Consider the following 18,486-nt stretch of genomic DNA (forward strand, 5'->3'; position numbering starts at 1 on the left):
ATCCTTATGAAAGTTACATATAAAATAATAGTTTTTTGTTTGAGCATGTTAATGTTAAATGCTTGTTCAGACGATTTTATTGAAGTGATTCCAAAAGGTAAACTCATTGCTGAGTATACAGAAGATTATGATAAAATGTTTTTTAACTTAACCTTCATAAACTTATCTAATACAGAAGGGCAAGTTCCTTTGGGTGACGAAGTAGTAGCTATAAATCCTTATTTTGAAGGAGCGGGTTTACTTACACAAAGATTGTTCCGTTGGGAAGGTGATTTGTATGAAGAAGATCAAAATGCAGCTGAGCTTGAAGTTTTAATGGAGCAAATTTATATATACAATAAAATTATAAATGAAGTTCCTTCTTCTAAAGATGGAAGCGAGTCACAAAAAATGGCTCTACAAGCAGAAGCATTAGCGGGTAGAGCATGGTGTTATTTTTTACTCATCAATTATTACGGATTGCCCTATAATTCTTCAACATCTTCAACAGATTTAGGTTTTCCTATAATAGAGGAAGCTGATTTGGTAAAAACAGACTTTAAAAGAGCAACAGTAAAAGAAGTATATGATTTTATAGTCAATGACTTAATCAAAGCTATTCCTAATTTGCCAAAAAATACATACCATAGAATGAGAATATCTCAAGATGGAGCCAAAGCCTTGTTAGGAAAAGTGTACGTGTTTATGCATAAATTTAATGAAGCAGGTCCTCTTTTAAATGAAGCACTAGCACAGGTAAAAACAGGTAGCTTAGGTAATATAGAAGTAGGTCTCTATGATTATAATGATGGGTATACTACACCTTTGGCAGTTGACGATATAGAAAATATGTATGCAAAACAAATTTCTGATAACTGGGCAGATAGTTCAAATGAATTGGTGTTAAGTGCAGATGCCGCATCTTTATATAGTTCTAGTGATTTGCGAGTAGATGAACTTTATACTACAACTCCTAGAGGTAACAGTGTTTCTTATCCTAATGGGTTTTTAAGAAAATCCATTGGAAGTTCACAAACTCAAATCGGGGTTAGAGTTTCAGAGCTATATTTATTAAATGCAGAAGTAAAATGTCGTCTTAATAATTTACCTGCTGCAGTAGATGATTTAGTAGAATTTAGAGAACACAGATTGTCTGACGATGCTGAAGTACCTACTAATATTGCTACAAATCAGGAAGCTTTACTTGAATTTATTTTTGAAGAGCGTATTAGAGAGTTTGCATTATTGGGGTACCGTTGGTTTGATATGAGAAGATTAACTGTAGATCCATTAATACAAAAGGATATAAGTAGTTTTAATAATCATAAAGTATATGATTTTACAGATGGTTCAGAGTTAGAAACTTTTACCTTAACACAAAATCGTTTAGTGTTTAAGTTTCCTCAAACTATAATGGAACAAAACCCAAATTTAGAAAATAATCCCTAATCAATTTTAATCCAAAACAGAGTAGTTTAATTAAAAGTTCTACTGCTCTGTTTTTTAAACAAAAGCAAAGTGCAAAAAACAATATTTTTAGTGTCTTTTCTTCTTAATGCATGTATAGCGTTGAGTCAAGGAATAGAGTTCAAAGACGTAAGTGTAAATAAAGCGATTGATTTAGCAGAAAAAGAAAACAAGTATGTTTTTATTGATGTGTATACAAATTGGTGTAGACCCTGTAAATTAATGGATAAACAAGTTTTTACTCAGAAAAAGGTTGGAGATTATTTTAATTCTAAATTTATAAATATAAAGGTTAATGCTGAATATGGTGAAGAAGGACCAAAATTTGCAAATAACTATAAAATAAACTCCTACCCCTCTTTTGTGATATTAGATCCGAAAGGAAATCTAGTACATATTTTTGCTGGAGCTACTTTAAAAGGAGAAGAATTTATTGAAAAAGTTGAAGAGTCTTTTAACTCTAGCAAAGCATTTGGTGTTTTAAAGAGAAAATATGATTCGGGAAAAAGAGATAAAAAAATTGTAGCGGCTTACCTTCAGGCATTAATTAAAACAAATACAATTAAGGTTGATAATTTAGTTGATGAGTTTTATAAAAGTTTAAATAAAGATGAAAGAATAAGTAATGAGACTTTATTCATTTTTGAAAAATTTGCTCCTTTAGACTCTGATAAAGCAATATTCTTTGAATCTAACATTGATAAATTTAGAAGCAAAGTTGGTAATGAAAAAGTAGATGCGATTTTAGTAGGTAATTATGAATTATACTTCGGAATGTTAGTAAAGACACCTAAAATAAGTGTTTCTGAAGAAGACATAAATAAAAAAGCAAATCAAGTACAATCATTAGGAATACAAAATTTAAAAGCAATACCAGCTTTTAAATCAGCAGCATTATTGAAATTAGGTAATATTAAAAAGGAATATTTCTTTAAAGAGATTGAAAAGTCAATTAAGACTTTAACCGATAGAGAAAAAGATTTAATGCTGTTTATTATTATTCCAGGATTGAAAAATGTTTTAACTGAAAAAGAAAAACAAGATTTGATAAAATTAGTTACTGATGAAGGTGTAAAAGGGTATATAATAAGATCTTTTAACTAAGTAATTTTTTTGAAATAAATATTTTAATGATCTGAAAAATGAATAAACAAATAACTTACAATATAATATTCTACTGCCTAATTTTTCTTTTAAGTTCTTGTAAAAAGAAAGAAGTTAATACCAATTTTTCAGAAGGTTTTGTTATTGAAGGAAAAATAGCTTCTTTACCGGCTGAAAGCATGGCTATTCTTACTTATCAACAGCATGATGAAAGCATAGCCGACACGTGTGTTGTCAAAAACGGAAAATTTGTTTTTAAAGAAAAAACTGTTCATCCATCAGAAGCAACTATAACAATGCGACATGGGCAAAGTTTCCCAGAAGAAAATTGGAAAACAGATAGGTTCAATTTCTTTATAGATAACAGCGCTATAAAAATTTCGTCTGTTGATTCTATTAAAAATGCAAATATGCAAGGTTCAATACTTACAGATCAGTCTATATCTATAACAAAAGATGTAAGACCTCTAACAGACAGAATTATTTTTTTACAAAACAAAATGTCAAATAAAAGTATGGAGGAAAAAATTATAATTTATGATAGTATAAAAGTTTATGTAGATAGTATTAAAAAAGTAGCTCATAAATTTATAATAGAACATCCTAATTCATATGTGGCATTAAAAAGATTTTTACGACATGAACTGCCTAAAAATTTTGATCCCGAAGTTGCAGAAAAAGATTTTAATAAATTTAATGAAATGTTAAAAAAAACACCTACAGGAAAAGTTATAGCTAATAGAATAGCTATTGCTAAAAAAACTTCTGTAGGTAAAAAAGCATTAGATTTTGATCAAACGGATATTAAGGGAAACCCATTCACGCTCAGCTCTGTAAAAGGAAAATATGTACTGTTAGATTTTTGGGCTAGTTGGTGTAAACCATGTCGAGCAGAAAATCCATATGTAATACAAGCATATCATAAATTTAAAGAAAAAAACTTTGAAATAGTAGCAGTTTCTTTAGACGCCTCTCATGAGGCATGGAAATTAGCTATAGAAGAAGATGGTTTGCCCTGGATACACGTGAGTGATTTAAAAGGTTGGAAAAATGAAGTAGCTGTTAAATATGATGTTCAGTCAGTGCCAACAAATTATCTCATAAATCCAGAAGGAGTTATTATTGGAAAAAACCTTAGGGGGAACAACTTGACTAATAAATTAGATGAAATTTTTAAGAGAGATGATTAGAAATAAAGTATGAATAATTACTAATAACATAACCTATCAACATTCTATATTCAAAAATTTTAAGTTTTAAAAATTTTGTCTTCATAAACTAACTTTTTGAATTAATCAGCAAAATTAATAAAACTAAACAAAGGGTTATTTGTTAATAATAACCCTTTTAAATTATTCTATTATTATGAAAAAAATAATTTCATTATTTTTATTTTTAATGGGGTCGGTATTGTATTCTCAAATTTTCGAACCTATTAAGTGGTCTACATCAGTAAAAAAAATATCAGATAACCAATATGAATTAATATCAAAAGCCACTATTTCACCGGGATGGCATTTATATTCTCAACAAGTACCAAAAGGAGGGCCATTCCCAACAACTTTTTCTTACAGTTCCCTTGATGAAAAGTTTAAGTTATTAGATAAGACCATAGAAGAAAAAGGATATAAGATTGATGATCCTATTTTTGAAATGGCCATTAAATTTTTTGATAATACAGCTACTTTTAAACAGAAAGTTAAAATAGAAGAAGGACTATCAGTTATAAAAGGAAGCGTTGAGTTTATGGTTTGTAATGAAGTTAGATGTATACCTCCAAAAGAAGTAGAACTAATATTTAATTTAACATCATCAAAAACAAATAACAATAACCAAAATTTAGAGAACAACTCAGCAAAGGTGTTGATTGTAGATAACTCTCAAGTAAACAGTATGCTGTATGGTTTTTCTAAAAAAGAGATTGTTAAATCAAACAACTCATGTGATAACAATATTTTAAATACAGTTTCAAATTCTACAAAAAAAGGTAAGTCATTATGGCGTATTTTCAGTTTAGGTTTTTTTGGTGGTCTGTTAGCATTATTAACACCCTGTGTTTTTCCTATGATACCTTTAACTGTAAGTTTTTTTACAAAGAAGAGTGGGCAAAGCAAAGCGTCAGGAGTATCAAAGGCACTACTGTACGGTTTTTTTATTTTTATGGTTTATGTGCTCTTGAGTATTCCTTTTCATCTGTTGGATTCGGTAAACCCAGATATTCTCAATGAAATATCCACGAATGTATGGTTAAATGTAATATTTTTTGTCATATTCTTGTTTTTCGCATTTTCATTTTTTGGGTATTATGAATTGACATTGCCTTCAAGTTGGACTAATAAAACAACCCAAGAAGAAAGTGTAAGAGGGCTTATAGGTATCTTCTTTATGGCACTTACCTTGGCTATAGTATCGTTTTCGTGCACAGGTCCTATATTGGGTTCATTATTGGCTGGTTCGCTAACTGCTGATGGTGGAGCATGGCAACTTACAGCAGGTATGGGAGGTTTTGGAGTATCTTTAGGTTTACCGTTCGCATTGTTTGCAATGTTCCCAAACATGATGAATGCTTTACCAAAATCAGGAGGTTGGTTAAATACCACTAAAGTAATTTTAGGATTTTTAGAATTGGCATTAGCATTTAAGTTTTTATCGAATGCTGATTTGGTACAACATTGGGGTATATTAAAAATAGAACCTTTTTTAGTTATTTGGATTTTAGTTTTTGGTGGATTGACACTATACCTTTTTGGTAAAATTAAGTTTCCCCATGATTCGTCTATAAAAAAAATATCATTTTCAAGAATAGTAGGAGGAATATTAGTAACAACCTTTGTTATTTATCTAGCATCTGGGTTTAGAGTAAATAAGGATACTAATACATTTACTCCATTAATGCTTTTGAGTGGTTTGGCACCACCAGTTGGATATAGTTTTTTATATGCTAATGATTGCCCTAATAACCTAGAATGTTTTAAAGATTTAAAAACGGGTGTTGCATATGCCAAAAAAGTAAATAAGCCTATTATGTTGGACTTTACAGGGTACGCTTGTGTAAATTGTAGAAAGATGGAAGAGCATGTATGGTCTCAAAAAGCTATAGATAAGTATTTACGAAACGATTATGTGTTAATTTCACTATATGTTGATGATAAAAAAGAGCTACCCAAAGATCAGCAAGTTTTGGTAAATAGGGTAAATGGAGGTACAAGAAAACTTACAAACTATGGACATAAATGGGCAAATTTCCAGACTCAGTATTTCCATACTAATTCGCAACCCTATTATGTATTGTTAAATTCAGATGGTACACAGATCTTGAACCAGCCCGTAGGTTATACACCAGATGAAGATGAATATGCCAAATTTTTGGAGTGTGGTTTAGAGGAGTTTAAAAAGATTTCCAATGAATAAGGCTTTACATAATACCACTACATTGGAGCAATATTTTGCACCTTTTAGAAAAAATATTGTTAGAATAGATGAGTATTTTGAATCCCCTTATGGAAAAAAGAAAATTATTTATGCCGATTGGACAGCAAGTGGACGTTTATACCGTCCTATAGAAGAGGAGTTGTTAAATAACATTGGTCCTTATGTAGCTAATACCCATACCTAAACACTCATTACAGGTTCTGTGATGACATTGGCTTATCATGAAGCCAAAAACATTATAAAAAAGCACGTTAATGCTTCAAAGGATGTAGGTACAGGAATGACAGGAGCTATCAATAAATTCCAACGTATTTTAGGGCTCAAGCTGAATGAAAATTTAAAAGACTACATCAAAGTTCCCGAGGAAAAACGTCCAATTATTTTTGTTTCTCATATGGAGCACCATTCCAATCATACTTCATGGTTAGAAACTATTGCTAGGGTAAAAGTAATTCCATCTAATAAAAGGGGCTTGCCTTGTTTGGATAGTCTAGCAGTTTTATTAAGTGAATTTAAAAATATTCCCATAAAAATAGCGGCTATAACAGCGTGCTCTGACGTTACGGGTATACGTATTAATTATCACAAAATTGCAAAAATAATGCATGAAAATAATGGATTATGTTTTGTTGATTTTGCATGTTCTGCACCCTGTGCAAAAATTAATATGCACCCAGAAGAAGGTAAAAGTGAGTATTTAGATGCTATACAAGACGTATCAAAAAATTATAAACAATTGAGTAAAGATTATAAGTATGATGCTCTAAAAAACGAATTTATTCACAAAAACAATCAAAATATTGAAAAAAAATTATCGAAAATTAGTTTAAATAATATATTATAGCTTATTAAACCATTCATTTTAAAAGACTTTCATTTAAGGAGATTAGAAATTTTCCCTATCTGCTTTTCTAGCCCTAATTTGAAGGAATGTATGAAGGTATTGTCCTAAATCAATTTCGAAAATATATTCAAAATATTCTGCAATTGTATAAAGACATGATTCTCCAAAAAGTACAATTCCTAAAGCATACTCTTCAACAAATTACATTTGATCAAATGCTAGAGGTTTTATTTTATTCTTCAACTCATTATTAGTAATGGTAATCAGCTCCATAGGGCGGGTGGTAAGCCAATTCCTGATGGTGACAAGTGCATCGTCTCAATCACTTTATTGATTTTATGCTCTGGTATTGTTCTATCTGGTATTGTTCTACTAGACATTCTTTTAGCAGTATAGTGCCACTTCATTGCCTCTGTAGTTTCCATTTTTCAGGATTTTAACGCTTATCCTAGATTCAGGATAAGCGTATTAGATTAAATTTATCCGCTATATTTAGCTAACCATTTTTCTTTTATCTCTGCTCTAGCATTTATAAATTCAATGTCGGTACCTTGTGCAATAGCATCCAGTGGATAACGTAATGGTCTAGCCCCATTTTGCATACTTACTAGATTTAAAATTCCATCTGCAATAGTTTGCGGATTCATGTCGAATTCTTGCATTTTACCAAATAATCCAGTACCAATAGCGTTAAACATATCTGTTGCAACTGGATCGTAGTCAGTAGCTATTTCAGGCTTATCTGCACCAATTCCTGCTTTACTACCATTGTTCATTTCGGTTGGATAAACCCCTGGCTGAATGGTTACATTTTCGATATTAAATTGTGCTAATTCAGCTTGTAGACCTTCAGCTATAGTTTCCACACCAAATTTTGAAGCTAAATAAGGAATCATAAAAGGTAAGGTGTGCCCACTTGCTCCTGATGTCAAATTAATTATCAGACCGCTTTTCTCTTTACGCATACTTGGTAAAACAGCTTGATAAGCTCTGATAACTCCATAAAAATTCACTTCAAACATTTTACGGATTTGTTCTAGTGAAGTGGCCTCTAAAAGCCCAAAACCTGAAACTCCTGCATTGTTAACCAACACATCAATTTTTCCGTATTTAGAAAGTGTTTGTTGAAATGCATTTGATACTGAATTGTCGTTGGTTACGTCAATTTCAACGACTTCTACATTGTGTAATGCAGATAGTTCTTCGGCAACATCTTTGTTTTTGCCTGTAGTTCCTCTCATACCAGCGATTACAGTATGACCAGCTTTTGATAAGGTAATGGTTGTTAATTTACCAAAGCCTGAACTTGTTCCTGTGATAAAAATTACTTTGCTCATTTTATAAATTTTTTAAATTATTAATGATACAAAGATGCCACTGGCAATGGCTTTTTTCCATTGACATTTAAAGCAAAAAACTCTTGACATATGTCAACGTTTTTACTTTTTAGTTGCTTGAGATCTAATGCGACTTAAGGTTTCGGGTGAAATCCCTATGTAAGAAGCTATCATGTGTTGAGGTACACGATTAGCTATAGATGGATATTTTAAAACAAAATTGTTGTATTTGTCTTCAGATGATTGGCTTATGTTAGAATGGATTCTACTTTGTGAAGTAATAAAACTCTTGTGTAATATATTATTAACTAAATTATTAAATAGAGGTATTTTTTTACAAAGCATTTCAAAATCCTCCTTTTTAATAAGTAATATTTCTGTATTTTCAAGAGCTTCTATATTAAACTTTGAAGGTGTTTCATTGGTAAGACTTTCTCTATCTCCTGTCCAATAGTTTTCAGGTGAAAAATTCATGATGTGTTCTGTTCCTTTGTCATCTACAGAATATGTTCTAACAAAACCACTACAGATAAAAGCATTATAACGCCAAATATCACCTTCTTGTAAAAGAAATTGTCTTCTACGCAGTTTTTTAATGATAGCATAAGAAAGTATCTCGTTTAAGTCTTCCTCTGGCAAGGATGTTTTATCATTTATATATTTCTTGAAAACTTCTAACATGATACTACAAAGTTAAAAATTTAACTATGATAAAATATGTTATAATGTATTTTAGTATAAATGGTTATAGTATTTTTTATGAGATATTCATAAAAAAACAAAGCCAATTGAATATGAAATCATCATTATGACTTCAATTTTCAATTGACTACAATTCTTATTTTTGATAAATCATTTAACAGAAACTAGATGTTAAATGAATTGTCCAATAAAGTGTTATCTTCTATTATTGAGCTACTGTATTTGCTTGAAAAATATTTATACGATTCCCATCAGGGTCTAATACCATAGAACAAAATAGCACATCTCCTGCTAAATATCTTTTTTTCCATAAAAACTCCACACCTTTATTTTCAAGTTCTTTAGTAGCTACTTTTAAATCTTCTACTTGAAATACTAAAGCTTTACCACCTATTACTGATGGTGGGGCGTCAGTTCTCGAATCATTAATAACTGCTTCATAACTAATTTAAATCCTAGATTAATGTTGTACCAATTAATTGATTCGTCAATATTTGATACTACAAAAGCAACATTATATAATGCTAATGTGTCCAAACCGCCTTTTAATTTTGTTTGATTTTCCATTTTATGTTTTTTACAATTTCCTTGTTACTATTTGTTTTATTGAAAATTGAGGCTGAAAATTTTTTATCAACCTCAATAAATACTACTAGCCAAAACTATTCTTTAATAAACTGTAAGTCCACAACAAGCTTAATAGTATCACTTACCACTATACTTCCTGCCTCTGTTACCGCACTCCATGTTAAATCGAAATCTTTTCTATTCACTTTTCCAGTGATTTCAAAACCTGCTTTGGTTTGTCCATAAGGGTCTACAGCTAATCCATTAAAATCTACATCTAATATAATTTCTTTGGTTTTATCTCTAATTGTTAAATCTCCAACTAATTTGTCTCCATCAAAAGATTTTGATTTAAAAGTCAATTCTGGATATTCTTCTGCATTGAAAAAGTCATCTGATTTTAAGTGTGCATCTCTATCACTATTTTTAGTATTGATAGAATCAACATTTGCTACAAATTTAAAATCTGCATTTACGAAATTTTCGTTTTCTGTTTCAGCCGTTGCGCTGAAGTCTTCGAAGTGTCCTGTTACTGTAGAAATCATCATATGCTTAACTTTAAAGCTTATTTCTGAATGTGCTACATCTAAATTCCATTTTGTTTTTACTGCTGTTTTCATTTTACTTTTGTTTTGATTATTATACGTCAATATTGACCTTACAAAAGTGCAACGAATAGCTACCTAGTTCCAATGAAGTAGATTAGGAAAAATGGTTGAAGTAGTTTAAGATTTCTTTTGAACCTTGTTGTTTCTAATCTTAGATAAGAACTCAGGTGTCATTCCTAAAAAAGATGCTAAAGCGTATTGAGGTAACCGTTGAGCTATATGAGAATATTTACTCATAAATTGGTCGTAACGCCTTTCTGCAGATAATGTTATATTATGTGTAATTCTACGTTGAAAAAATGCTAAACCTCGCTCTGCAATAATTCTGAAAAAAGTTTCAAACTTATGATTTACTTGTTTTAGTTCCTTTTGTTTTTCATAATGTACGCGTAGTATTATACTATCTTCAAGAGCAATTACAAAAGATGTAGCTGGTTGTTGGTATATAAAACTATTATAATCGGTAATCCACCAATTCTCAATGGCAAAAGAAGTAGTGTGGTCGTTACCTTCGTCTGTAACCACATACGACCTGAAAGCCCCTTTAACTACAAAATGTACATGATGAGCAATAAAATTAGGTTGCACAATGAATTGTCTTTTTTTTACTTTTATCTCCTCAAAACAGCTGACGAATTGATTTACTTCATCTTCATTTAAATCAACAAAGTTTTGAATGTATTGAGATAATATTTTTTTTGAATTCATTGAAATTAAATGCTTTGGTAACTTCTCAAAGTAAAATTAACTAATTAAAATTATATTGAAATCGTCATAATAAGTTCTTTGGGCTCATTCCAAATTGTTTTTTAAATGCAAATGAAAAATGAGATAAATCTTCAAAACCTAAATCAATATATATTTCGGATGGTTTTTGTTTCTTTTTATTAATGAGAAAATAAGCCTCTTGTAACCTTTTTTGAATCAACCAACGGTTGGGTGTTTCGTTAAATATTTGTTTAAAATCTCTTTTGAATGCCGAGAGACTTCTACCCGTAAGATATGCAAAACGCTCAATACCTACATTGAATTTGTAATTTTGATTCATGAACTCTTCCATGTTTATTTTTTCGGGTTTACCAAAGTCGAAAAACACTCCATATAATTCTGGCTGCATTTCTAACAAGATAAGTAAGAGTTCTTCTCGCTTAGTATCTTGAATTTCTTTTTCAATCTTCCCTATACCATTATAATAAGGTATTAATGAACTTATAAAACTTGGTATTTGTTCATTTTTATCTAAATGAATAAATGCTTCTTTAGGTTTGTATTTTTCTTTTTTGAGTTGGTGTTTTTCTAGAAATTGTTTAAGAAATATTTCATCAAAAATTACGACTACCTTTTCAAATTCATCGTTTTCTTTTTGCTTGTTATATCTCGCTAAATGGTTTTTACGAACAATACAATAATCGCCAGACTTCATTGTAATATAATTACTGCCATCATAACCATTTAAGATTCCTTTTGCCAAAAACAAAAACAAATGTTCTGGTATAAATTGTTCTGGTGAAATCTCGGGCCCTATGTAACACGATTTTATGTCCATTACTTTATTTAATGACACTAAATTTAATTAAACTATTGGCTGTATCGGTTATAATAATTTCTTTATTTCGAGGTTTCCAGCCTAAAATTTTTTTAGCTTTTTCATTAGAAATAGTTTTGATAATACCTACTTGAGAAGCAACAGATTTAAGTTCTGGTTTAAAATTTGATAGAATTTTTACTAACCAATTAGGAAGTACTTTTTTAGTAACCTTTTTCGAGTATTTATTTTGCTGTTGACGCAGAATTTTTGCAGTTTCTGGTAAAGAAGTAGTCTCATCAGAACTTGTTAAAAAACGTTGATTTTTAGCCTCTTTACTTATCATAGCTTTAATATGGATATCAGCAACATCTCTGACATCAACAATACCAAAAAAGACTTTTGGTGTTGCAGACATTTTTCCACTCATGAGTTGTTCTATCAGTTGTACTGAACTTGAAAAGTCTTTACCTAAAATTGGGCCAAAAATACCAACAGGGTTAATAACGGTTAATTCTAACGGGTTTGCTTCCGTTTTAATGAAACTCCAAGCAGCTTGTTCAGCTAGTGTTTTTGATTTGATATATGCGCCAATATTTGTATTAGGATCTGTCCAATCTTGTTCAGAAAAAATATGATTTTCAGGGTTAATACTGTAGCCTATTGCGGCAAAGGAAGAGGTCATTACAACACGCTTTACACCTGCTTTTTGAGCAGCTTTTAGCACTCGAAGCGTTCCTTCTTTAGCAGGAATAATTAATTCGTCTTCATCTTTTGGTTCATCCGAAGGAAAAGGCGAAGCAAGATGTAATACATATTTACAGTCTTTTACTGCCTCGTCCCAATTAGCATCTTTTGTTAAATCGGCTTCAATAAATTCGAGATTATCAAAGGAAGTTATGCCTCCGTTTTTAAGCATTTCCAGAACATCTGTTTTTCTTTCCAAAGAGCGTATAGTAGTTTTTACTTTATATCCCTGTTGCAATAATTGAACAATGGTATGTACACCCAAAAATCCTGTACCTCCTGTTACTAAAACTCTTGTATTTAAATTATTTGATTCCATCATTTTCAATTTTAAAATATTATACCAGTCATATTCTCACAAATTTTCAATACTTGGTCAGCTGATTCCATATCTAAAGCATATTGTCTTACTCCGAAAGGGGCATTACTATCATTAGGGACTAGTTTTGCTATATTACAATCTTCTAAATACAAACCTCCTTTTCCATTTAATTCAGGACTGACTGCTGCCCATGCTGTTGTAGCACCGCCTTCTTTTACTGTTTTGTATATATCTCCAACGTTTTCTGGATTTCTAAAAAAGTTCAATAACCAAGTATAGTTGATTGCCCTCGATAATTTTGCAGAAGCTTTCATGAACTGAACTTTAGTATTGGAAGCAATACCTACTTGGGATGAAGCAAAAAGATCTGATGAAGGGATTGGACCTGGATGAACCGCAAACGTCCTAATATCTGAGTCTCTTAACAACTCATCCAATTTAACGGTCAAAAGAATTAATGCTGTTTTACTTTGGACATAGGATATCATTCCGTCATATTTAGTATGTTCAAAATTTACATCATCAATGAGAACATTACTTAAACGATGCCCACGAGATGATAAATTGACAATACGAGCTCCGTTTGCTTTTTTCAAAGCTGGAAGCAATTTCATTATTAATTCATAATGCCCTAGAACATTCGTTGCAAACTGTAATTCGTATCCTCTTTTATCTCTTATCAATGGGATATTATATATTCCTGCACTATTTATAAGTGCATGAATTGGACGATTGGATTTTAAGAACTTTTGGGTAAAAGCCTCTATTGATTTTGGTTTTAACAAATCCAAATATTCTATCTCAATATTTGGCAATCCTTTTAGCTTTCTTTTAGCCCATTCTACATCCCTTGCTAAAGCAATTACTGTTGCCCCTCTACTTACAAATGCTTTTGTTGCTTCTCTACCAGTTCCACTATGTCCGCCAGTCATTACAATTATTTTACCCTTTAAATCAAGCCCCTGCACAACATCCACAGCTTCTGTATGATGATCAAAATTATTGTCTATTGGAATTTGGAATTCGTCAGGAATAATAGGTCCTGTGTAAAGAGGTGATTTTGCTGCTTTATCATTTATAGCAATATAAACTGCTGATCCAACTATAAGTAGAATAAAACTAAATATAGTAACACCTAAAAGACGTATTATTCTTTTTAATATTGACTTTTTTGGTTTGTTTGAATTATCTTCCATTGTTTTCATTTTTATGGAACAAAATTCTTTATAAATTTTGCAATAAACTTTGTTAAAAAGTCCAATTTTATTTCAATTGAAAAATTAATTTTGTTGTAAGATTTTAAAATTTACTTTTTAATTTAATTTATTAGTTTGGAATTTGTTTCTCAATATTTGTATGTCCTCACTTTTCTTTCAATTACTCTGGTATAAATATATGTAGTAGCTATTTTAGAATAGCCTAATAATTTGGATACTGTTTCTATTCGCACACCATTGCTTAAAGTTATAGTGGTAGCAAATGTGTATGTCCAGCTATGTAAAAGGTTAGATTCTTTTTAATGCTACTACATGAATCAGCTATTTCTTTTAGGTATGAGTAGAGCTTTTGATTGAAATATTAGGGAATAAGGTTTTTGTTTTCTTTGCTTTTATATGGTCTTTGTATTTTACAATAAGCATTTCTGTTTGAGGTAAAATTGGGATTTTAACCTTGTTATGTGTTTTCTGCCTGTTAGTAATTATCCAACGACCACCATCAATACCAATAGCAATATTATCTTCGTTGAGGTTCATTACATCTATATATGATAATCCTGTATAACAACTAAAAACAAATAAATCTTTAACGAGCTTCAATCTTTCTATTTCAAAGTCTTTTTCAATAATAGCTTGCAGCTCATCTTCTCGTAAAAACTCACGTTCATTTTTAATGTAAGTTGGCTTGAATTTTATAAAAGGATCTTTATCTATCCATTCCATCTTATAAGCCAACGTAACCATTTTACGAAGTCTTTGGATATGCTTCATAACCGTATTGTTTTCCATTTGCTTTTGATGGTCCTCTGGAACATAGGAACGCAAGAACTTTTCAAAATCGACTAGAAAACGAAACGTAAGTTGAGACAAATAGATGTCTTGTATTCTCTTTTTGGTTAGAAATAGCTTGATATACTTTTGAGTAGTGAAGTAGTTCTTTAAAGTGCCATAAGTTAAAGATTCGCTCATTTGGGTATTATGGTAATCTACTAATGTTAGTAAAGAGTATTTTTCGCTATCCTCTCCCAGGAAACGAGCCTTTATGGATTGAGCACAGATAAACGCTTTTTCTTTAACCAATTCATCGTGAGCTTCATAAATTCTATTTTTAACCTGGTCTAAATATCTGTTGAGTAATCTAGATTCTTGTTTGTTTCCTTTAGCTCTTCCTTTGTTGGAATCCCATTCAGATAAGATTACTTTTCTTTGTAAACTGATATTAGCGCGTTTACCGTTTACGGTTACTCTGGCAAAAACTGAAACTTGATTGTTTTTAATACGTGTTGCATTAACCCAAAATGACAGGGTAAAGGTGGTTTGTGATTGCATAGTTGTCGTCTTTTAATTAAACATTCATTCAAGACGAAAGTCAAATCAACTATTTCAATTACAATATTTTAAGTATCTATTCGGTTCACACCTTTTATGTTTTAAAACTGTGAACCGAATTGTGAACCGAATTAAACCATATAATATCAATTCTTATGATAGTCTAAAAACCATAAAACCTTGTAAATAATACGATTTACAAGGTTTTAGTTTTCTTTAGTATTCATTTTAGTCGGGGTGGCAGGATGATAACTAAACTGCCACTATGTAGTAAAATCAATACTTTCAGAAATAGACTAAAACAGAGTGAACCGAATTGTAGACCTATTAGTTAGATTGAAATAGTATTTTTTATCTGAACGTCTTACTACAAATTTACGATTTTAACTCCATTAAAACCAGTCAATTTGCATCAAATATTATGATTAATCTATTAAATATTTGTTGACAATTTCTTCTTCTATACCACTGTATTCAACGAATTCTTTGATTGTAACAAATTGGTAAGATTCTTTGCCAAAGAAGTTTTTAATATCATTTAAAAGCTTACGTCCATAGCGCTCACTTCTTCCTGTGATGCGCTGAATATCTTTTGGGTATATGCAAGCTCTTTTTTGATTCATGATACTTTATCTATGCTTTATCTGTACATCATCCATACATTATTATTTTATGATGGTGATGGTGGTGATGCGTTGTTAAAATGTTGACAACACGATAGTGTTATCAATATTTTAATGACGTTTTTGGTTTTATCGGAATGTATGACCAAAAACGGAATTTGCTTTTTTACAACGAGCCATAAAGTTACGTGATTTGACATATTAATCAAAAAACGAATTATTATGGCAAAACAAACTGGAATTATTAAACTAAAAGGAACTATTGGTGGTATTTCCTTTTACAAAACTACTGACGGACATCTAGCACGTGAAAAAGGCGGTGTTGATGCAAGTCGTATTGCGAATGATCCTGCGTTTCAGAGAACGCGTGAAAATGGGTCTGAATTTGGACGTGCTGGTAAAGGTGGTAAAGTATTACGAAACGCTATTCGTGTGCTTTTGCAGAATGCAAAAGATAAACGTGTAGTAAGTAGATTAACAAAAGACCTTTTGGCTATTGTTAAGACAGACACAACCAATGAAAGAGGATTGAGAACAGTACAAAACGGTAATTTAAGCTTATTAGAAAACTTTGAATTCAATTTGAATGGTAAATTAGGCACAACTTTGTTTGCTGCATTTACAAAAGCATTTGACCGTGTTACTGGTGATGCAACTTTAACTATTGCTGCCTTTTCTCCAACTGTAAGAATTGCAGCTCCAACAGGAACAACCCATTTTAAGGTGGTTATGGGTGCATCTGAATTGGATTTCGAAAATGAAACCTCAACATTTGAAAATGATGAGACTGCAATTCTTCCTTATACAGCTGCAAATACTGCTGCAATTGTCTTAACAGCTTCATTGACTGTAAATTCAACATTGCCTGTTGTTCAGGTGTTGGGTGTTGAGTTTTATCAAGAGGTTAATGGCCAAATGTATGAACTTAAGAATGGCGCTTACAATGCTTTGGCTGCTGTTACTATTGATGCTCTATAATTATGGAATTAGTATTGGATAGAGCATATTTTAAAGAGGGTACTGACGGTACTCTCTTTCGCTCTAATACTTTTTTGTGTCACACTATTGAATTGCCCTGGAATAATAACAAGCGAAATGTGTCTTGTATTCCTGAAGGTACTTATGAAGTAGAACCTCGTTTTTCTAAACGTTTTAAGCATCATTTACATATTAAAGGTATTCAAAATAGACGTTTAATTCTGTTTCATCCTGCAAATAATGCTTTAAAAGAATTGGAAGGTTGTATTGCACCGGTAACTTATTTAGGCGGTATTGGAAAAGGCGTTTACTCAAGAGATGCTATGCAAAAATTATTGTCTTTAGTGTATCAAGCTAAAGACCGAAAAGAAACTGTTTTATTAACTATTAAATCTCAAAATTATGAACATAGTAGAACGTTATAAAAAATCAACTCCGAAATTCTTTAAAACTTTACGAAACATTGGCATTGCATTAGCTACTGCAGGTGGTGCTATCATAGCTACCCCAATTAGTATGCCAGCTCTTGTCGTTACTATTGCTACTTATATGACTGTTGCTGGAACTGTAGCTACTGCAGTAAGTCAAGCGGTTGTTAAAGATGATGATAATACAGAAACTGATGAGGCTAACGATGGATTATAATACCAAATCTGCCATTGTTGGTGGTACTTTATTTTCCTCAATTATAAATATTAGTGTTGAGGATTTGATTACTACCACTATTTTGGCATTTGTAGGGGCTTTGGTCAGTTTTATTGCCTCGATGCTGTTCAAATCTATTATTAAGTTTATTAAGAAACTCAAAATGTAAATATAAGCCCAGGATCTTTTTGGGCTTTCTTATACTTAACCTTTTCAGTTAAATATAAAATCTATATTTCACTTTTATATGCAAAAGCATATAATTATATCTTTTTTATTGAAATTATATGTAAAAGCATATAATTATGTATATTTGTTTAAAACTATATGTAAAAGCATATAATTACAATATAAATATAAGATGAAATCATTAGCAGAATTTGTTAAAGAACGAAGAAAAGAAGTTGGGCTTACACAAGAAGAGTTTGCCGACAGAGCTGGTGTTGCTTTAACAGTAGTACGAAAAATAGAACAAGGTAAGACCAAGCTTAACATGGAAAAGGTTAATCTTGTCCTTGCTATGTTTGGACATGAACTAGCCCCTGTAAATAGTAAAGCATTGAACGATGAGACAAGGTAATGTATATTATAAAGATTATTTGGCCGGAACTATTATTGAAACTGATGAAGGTGATTATGTGTTTCAATATGATGCAACTTATGTAGAAGCTCACCCTTCTGAATTTATAACGTTTACCATGCCTGTTAGGAAAGAAGCTTATACTGATAATAAATTATTTCCTTTTTTTGAAGGTTTAATACCTGAAGGTTGGTTACTAGATATTGCATCAAAAAACTGGAAAATAAACCGAAATGATCGTATGGGATTATTATTAGCCTGTTGCCAGAATTGTATTGGGGCAGTAAGCGTTGTACCTAAAACTGATGACGATGAAAGCCCATAATGGGCATTAAGCTATGAGCTAGTTATTAGCTTTCGAAATAATTAAATATTGACCATATAGCTAACGAAATTTTAAATAGATGATGCGTAGATGTTTATATTGTTATGAGCCACTTGAAAATGGAACTGATTTTCATGAAAAATGTTCTATGGAAT

General features: G+C 31.1%; 21 protein-coding genes and 1 pseudogene. 10 read left to right on the forward strand and 12 right to left on the reverse strand.

Annotated features, from left to right (window positions below; translation table 11 throughout):
- Nucleotides 1-6 precede the first annotated feature (6 nt).
- The 5 genes and pseudogenes from C7447_RS12100 to C7447_RS12120 all read left to right on the forward strand — a co-directional run.
- Complete coding sequence (locus C7447_RS12100; RefSeq protein WP_148870780.1) at nucleotides 7-1,428, forward strand: RagB/SusD family nutrient uptake outer membrane protein; 1,422 nt, start codon at nucleotides 7-9, stop codon at nucleotides 1,426-1,428.
- A 69-nt stretch (nucleotides 1,429-1,497) separates the two neighbouring features.
- The gene (locus tag C7447_RS12105; protein WP_170246022.1) at nucleotides 1,498-2,550 is read left to right on the forward strand and encodes a thioredoxin family protein; all 1,053 of its coding nucleotides are present in this window, start codon (nucleotides 1,498-1,500) and stop codon (nucleotides 2,548-2,550) included.
- Between the two features lie 38 nt (nucleotides 2,551-2,588).
- The gene (locus tag C7447_RS12110) at nucleotides 2,589-3,740 is read left to right on the forward strand and encodes a TlpA disulfide reductase family protein (RefSeq protein ID WP_148870782.1); all 1,152 of its coding nucleotides are present in this window, start codon (nucleotides 2,589-2,591) and stop codon (nucleotides 3,738-3,740) included.
- Between the two features lie 175 nt (nucleotides 3,741-3,915).
- Nucleotides 3,916-5,961 (forward strand): protein-disulfide reductase DsbD family protein, encoded by a 2,046-nt coding sequence (locus C7447_RS12115; RefSeq protein ID WP_148870783.1) that lies wholly within the window; start codon nucleotides 3,916-3,918, stop codon nucleotides 5,959-5,961.
- Nucleotides 5,954-6,691, forward strand: a pseudogene (locus C7447_RS12120) (aminotransferase class V-fold PLP-dependent enzyme); the annotation flags it as partial. The gene C7447_RS12115 and the pseudogene C7447_RS12120, both read left to right, overlap by 8 nt.
- A gap of 177 nt (nucleotides 6,692-6,868) precedes the next feature.
- On the opposite strand, the gene C7447_RS15070 reads toward C7447_RS12120, so the two are convergent.
- From C7447_RS15070 to C7447_RS12170, 12 genes are all read right to left on the reverse strand, one after another.
- Nucleotides 6,869-7,003, reverse strand: a complete 135-nt coding sequence (locus C7447_RS15070; RefSeq protein ID WP_148870918.1) for an RteC domain-containing protein — start codon at nucleotides 7,001-7,003, stop codon at nucleotides 6,869-6,871.
- Between the two features lie 86 nt (nucleotides 7,004-7,089).
- Nucleotides 7,090-7,251 carry a nitroreductase family protein gene (locus C7447_RS14845; protein WP_170246024.1) on the reverse strand — a complete coding sequence of 54 codons (162 nt, stop codon included), beginning with the start codon at nucleotides 7,249-7,251 and terminating at the stop codon, nucleotides 7,090-7,092.
- A gap of 54 nt (nucleotides 7,252-7,305) precedes the next feature.
- A complete protein-coding gene (locus C7447_RS12130; RefSeq protein WP_148870784.1) occupies nucleotides 7,306-8,163 on the reverse strand; it encodes an SDR family oxidoreductase in 858 nt (285 codons plus the stop codon).
- Nucleotides 8,164-8,265: 102 nt separating this feature from the next.
- Nucleotides 8,266-8,844 (reverse strand): Crp/Fnr family transcriptional regulator, encoded by a 579-nt coding sequence (locus C7447_RS12135; RefSeq protein WP_148870785.1) that lies wholly within the window; start codon nucleotides 8,842-8,844, stop codon nucleotides 8,266-8,268.
- Nucleotides 8,845-9,258: 414 nt separating this feature from the next.
- Nucleotides 9,259-9,432, reverse strand: coding sequence for a hypothetical protein (locus tag C7447_RS14850; protein ID WP_170246026.1), 174 nt, complete (start codon nucleotides 9,430-9,432; stop codon nucleotides 9,259-9,261).
- Between the two features lie 95 nt (nucleotides 9,433-9,527).
- Nucleotides 9,528-10,052: a YceI family protein gene (locus C7447_RS12140; RefSeq protein WP_148870786.1), complete on the reverse strand. Its 525-nt coding sequence runs from the start codon at nucleotides 10,050-10,052 to the stop codon at nucleotides 9,528-9,530.
- Nucleotides 10,053-10,157: 105 nt separating this feature from the next.
- Nucleotides 10,158-10,748 carry a Crp/Fnr family transcriptional regulator gene (locus tag C7447_RS12145; RefSeq protein ID WP_148870787.1) on the reverse strand — a complete coding sequence of 197 codons (591 nt, stop codon included), beginning with the start codon at nucleotides 10,746-10,748 and terminating at the stop codon, nucleotides 10,158-10,160.
- Nucleotides 10,749-10,812: 64 nt separating this feature from the next.
- The gene (locus C7447_RS12150; RefSeq protein WP_246143069.1) at nucleotides 10,813-11,604 is read right to left on the reverse strand and encodes a helix-turn-helix domain-containing protein; all 792 of its coding nucleotides are present in this window, start codon (nucleotides 11,602-11,604) and stop codon (nucleotides 10,813-10,815) included.
- Nucleotides 11,591-12,631, reverse strand: a complete 1,041-nt coding sequence (locus C7447_RS12155; protein ID WP_246143070.1) for an SDR family oxidoreductase — start codon at nucleotides 12,629-12,631, stop codon at nucleotides 11,591-11,593. Before C7447_RS12155 ends, C7447_RS12150 begins: the two co-directional genes overlap by 14 nt.
- An 11-nt stretch (nucleotides 12,632-12,642) precedes the next feature.
- Entirely contained in the window at nucleotides 12,643-13,830 is a 1,188-nt protein-coding gene (locus C7447_RS12160) for an SDR family NAD(P)-dependent oxidoreductase (protein ID WP_170246028.1), read from the reverse strand.
- 351 nt (nucleotides 13,831-14,181) lie between these two features.
- The gene (locus C7447_RS12165; protein WP_246143071.1) at nucleotides 14,182-15,180 is read right to left on the reverse strand and encodes a site-specific integrase; all 999 of its coding nucleotides are present in this window, start codon (nucleotides 15,178-15,180) and stop codon (nucleotides 14,182-14,184) included.
- Between the two features lie 425 nt (nucleotides 15,181-15,605).
- Nucleotides 15,606-15,803, reverse strand: coding sequence for a hypothetical protein (locus C7447_RS12170; protein WP_148870790.1), 198 nt, complete (start codon nucleotides 15,801-15,803; stop codon nucleotides 15,606-15,608).
- A gap of 222 nt (nucleotides 15,804-16,025) precedes the next feature.
- Between C7447_RS12170 and C7447_RS12175 the strand changes: the two genes are divergently transcribed.
- From C7447_RS12175 to C7447_RS12200, 5 genes are all read left to right on the forward strand, one after another.
- Nucleotides 16,026-16,781, forward strand: a complete 756-nt coding sequence (locus tag C7447_RS12175) for a hypothetical protein (RefSeq protein ID WP_148870791.1) — start codon at nucleotides 16,026-16,028, stop codon at nucleotides 16,779-16,781.
- A 2-nt stretch (nucleotides 16,782-16,783) separates the two neighbouring features.
- Entirely contained in the window at nucleotides 16,784-17,206 is a 423-nt protein-coding gene (locus C7447_RS12180; protein WP_148870792.1) for a DUF5675 family protein, read from the forward strand.
- Nucleotides 17,184-17,426 (forward strand): hypothetical protein, encoded by a 243-nt coding sequence (locus C7447_RS12185; protein ID WP_148870793.1) that lies wholly within the window; start codon nucleotides 17,184-17,186, stop codon nucleotides 17,424-17,426. Before C7447_RS12180 ends, C7447_RS12185 begins: the two co-directional genes overlap by 23 nt.
- A 361-nt stretch (nucleotides 17,427-17,787) precedes the next feature.
- On the forward strand, nucleotides 17,788-18,006 hold the full coding sequence (locus tag C7447_RS12195) for a type II toxin-antitoxin system Y4mF family antitoxin (RefSeq protein ID WP_148870795.1): 219 nt from the start codon (nucleotides 17,788-17,790) through the stop codon (nucleotides 18,004-18,006).
- Nucleotides 17,993-18,331: a HipA N-terminal domain-containing protein gene (locus C7447_RS12200; protein WP_148870796.1), complete on the forward strand. Its 339-nt coding sequence runs from the start codon at nucleotides 17,993-17,995 to the stop codon at nucleotides 18,329-18,331. The genes C7447_RS12195 and C7447_RS12200 overlap by 14 nt, the downstream gene beginning before the upstream one ends.
- Nucleotides 18,332-18,486 lie beyond the last annotated feature (155 nt).

The organism is Tenacibaculum adriaticum (assembly GCF_008124875.1).
GTDB lineage: Bacteria > Bacteroidota > Bacteroidia > Flavobacteriales > Flavobacteriaceae > Polaribacter > Polaribacter adriaticus.

What these genes read in the sequence shown, in the direction of transcription:
- C7447_RS12100 (WP_148870780.1), top strand. Translation starts at nt 7, where the DNA reads ATGAAAGTTACATATAAAATAATAGTTTTTTGTTTGAGCATGTTAATG.
- C7447_RS12110 (WP_148870782.1), top strand. Translation starts at nt 2,589, where the DNA reads ATGAATAAACAAATAACTTACAATATAATATTCTACTGCCTAATTTTT.
- C7447_RS12115 (WP_148870783.1), top strand. Translation starts at nt 3,916, where the DNA reads ATGAAAAAAATAATTTCATTATTTTTATTTTTAATGGGGTCGGTATTG.
- C7447_RS14845 (WP_170246024.1), bottom strand. Translation starts at nt 7,251, where the DNA reads ATGGAAACTACAGAGGCAATGAAGTGGCACTATACTGCTAAAAGAATG.
- C7447_RS12130 (WP_148870784.1), bottom strand. Translation starts at nt 8,163, where the DNA reads ATGAGCAAAGTAATTTTTATCACAGGAACAAGTTCAGGCTTTGGTAAA.
- C7447_RS12135 (WP_148870785.1), bottom strand. Translation starts at nt 8,844, where the DNA reads ATGTTAGAAGTTTTCAAGAAATATATAAATGATAAAACATCCTTGCCA.
- C7447_RS14850 (WP_170246026.1), bottom strand. Translation starts at nt 9,432, where the DNA reads ATGGAAAATCAAACAAAATTAAAAGGCGGTTTGGACACATTAGCATTA.
- C7447_RS12140 (WP_148870786.1), bottom strand. Translation starts at nt 10,052, where the DNA reads ATGAAAACAGCAGTAAAAACAAAATGGAATTTAGATGTAGCACATTCA.
- C7447_RS12145 (WP_148870787.1), bottom strand. Translation starts at nt 10,748, where the DNA reads ATGAATTCAAAAAAAATATTATCTCAATACATTCAAAACTTTGTTGAT.
- C7447_RS12155 (WP_246143070.1), bottom strand. Translation starts at nt 12,631, where the DNA reads ATGGAATCAAATAATTTAAATACAAGAGTTTTAGTAACAGGAGGTACA.
- C7447_RS12160 (WP_170246028.1), bottom strand. Translation starts at nt 13,830, where the DNA reads ATGGAAGATAATTCAAACAAACCAAAAAAGTCAATATTAAAAAGAATA.
- C7447_RS12165 (WP_246143071.1), bottom strand. Translation starts at nt 15,180, where the DNA reads ATGCAATCACAAACCACCTTTACCCTGTCATTTTGGGTTAATGCAACA.
- C7447_RS12170 (WP_148870790.1), bottom strand. Translation starts at nt 15,803, where the DNA reads ATGAATCAAAAAAGAGCTTGCATATACCCAAAAGATATTCAGCGCATC.
- C7447_RS12175 (WP_148870791.1), top strand. Translation starts at nt 16,026, where the DNA reads ATGGCAAAACAAACTGGAATTATTAAACTAAAAGGAACTATTGGTGGT.
- C7447_RS12180 (WP_148870792.1), top strand. Translation starts at nt 16,784, where the DNA reads ATGGAATTAGTATTGGATAGAGCATATTTTAAAGAGGGTACTGACGGT.
- C7447_RS12185 (WP_148870793.1), top strand. Translation starts at nt 17,184, where the DNA reads ATGAACATAGTAGAACGTTATAAAAAATCAACTCCGAAATTCTTTAAA.
- C7447_RS12195 (WP_148870795.1), top strand. Translation starts at nt 17,788, where the DNA reads ATGAAATCATTAGCAGAATTTGTTAAAGAACGAAGAAAAGAAGTTGGG.
- C7447_RS12200 (WP_148870796.1), top strand. Translation starts at nt 17,993, where the DNA reads ATGAGACAAGGTAATGTATATTATAAAGATTATTTGGCCGGAACTATT.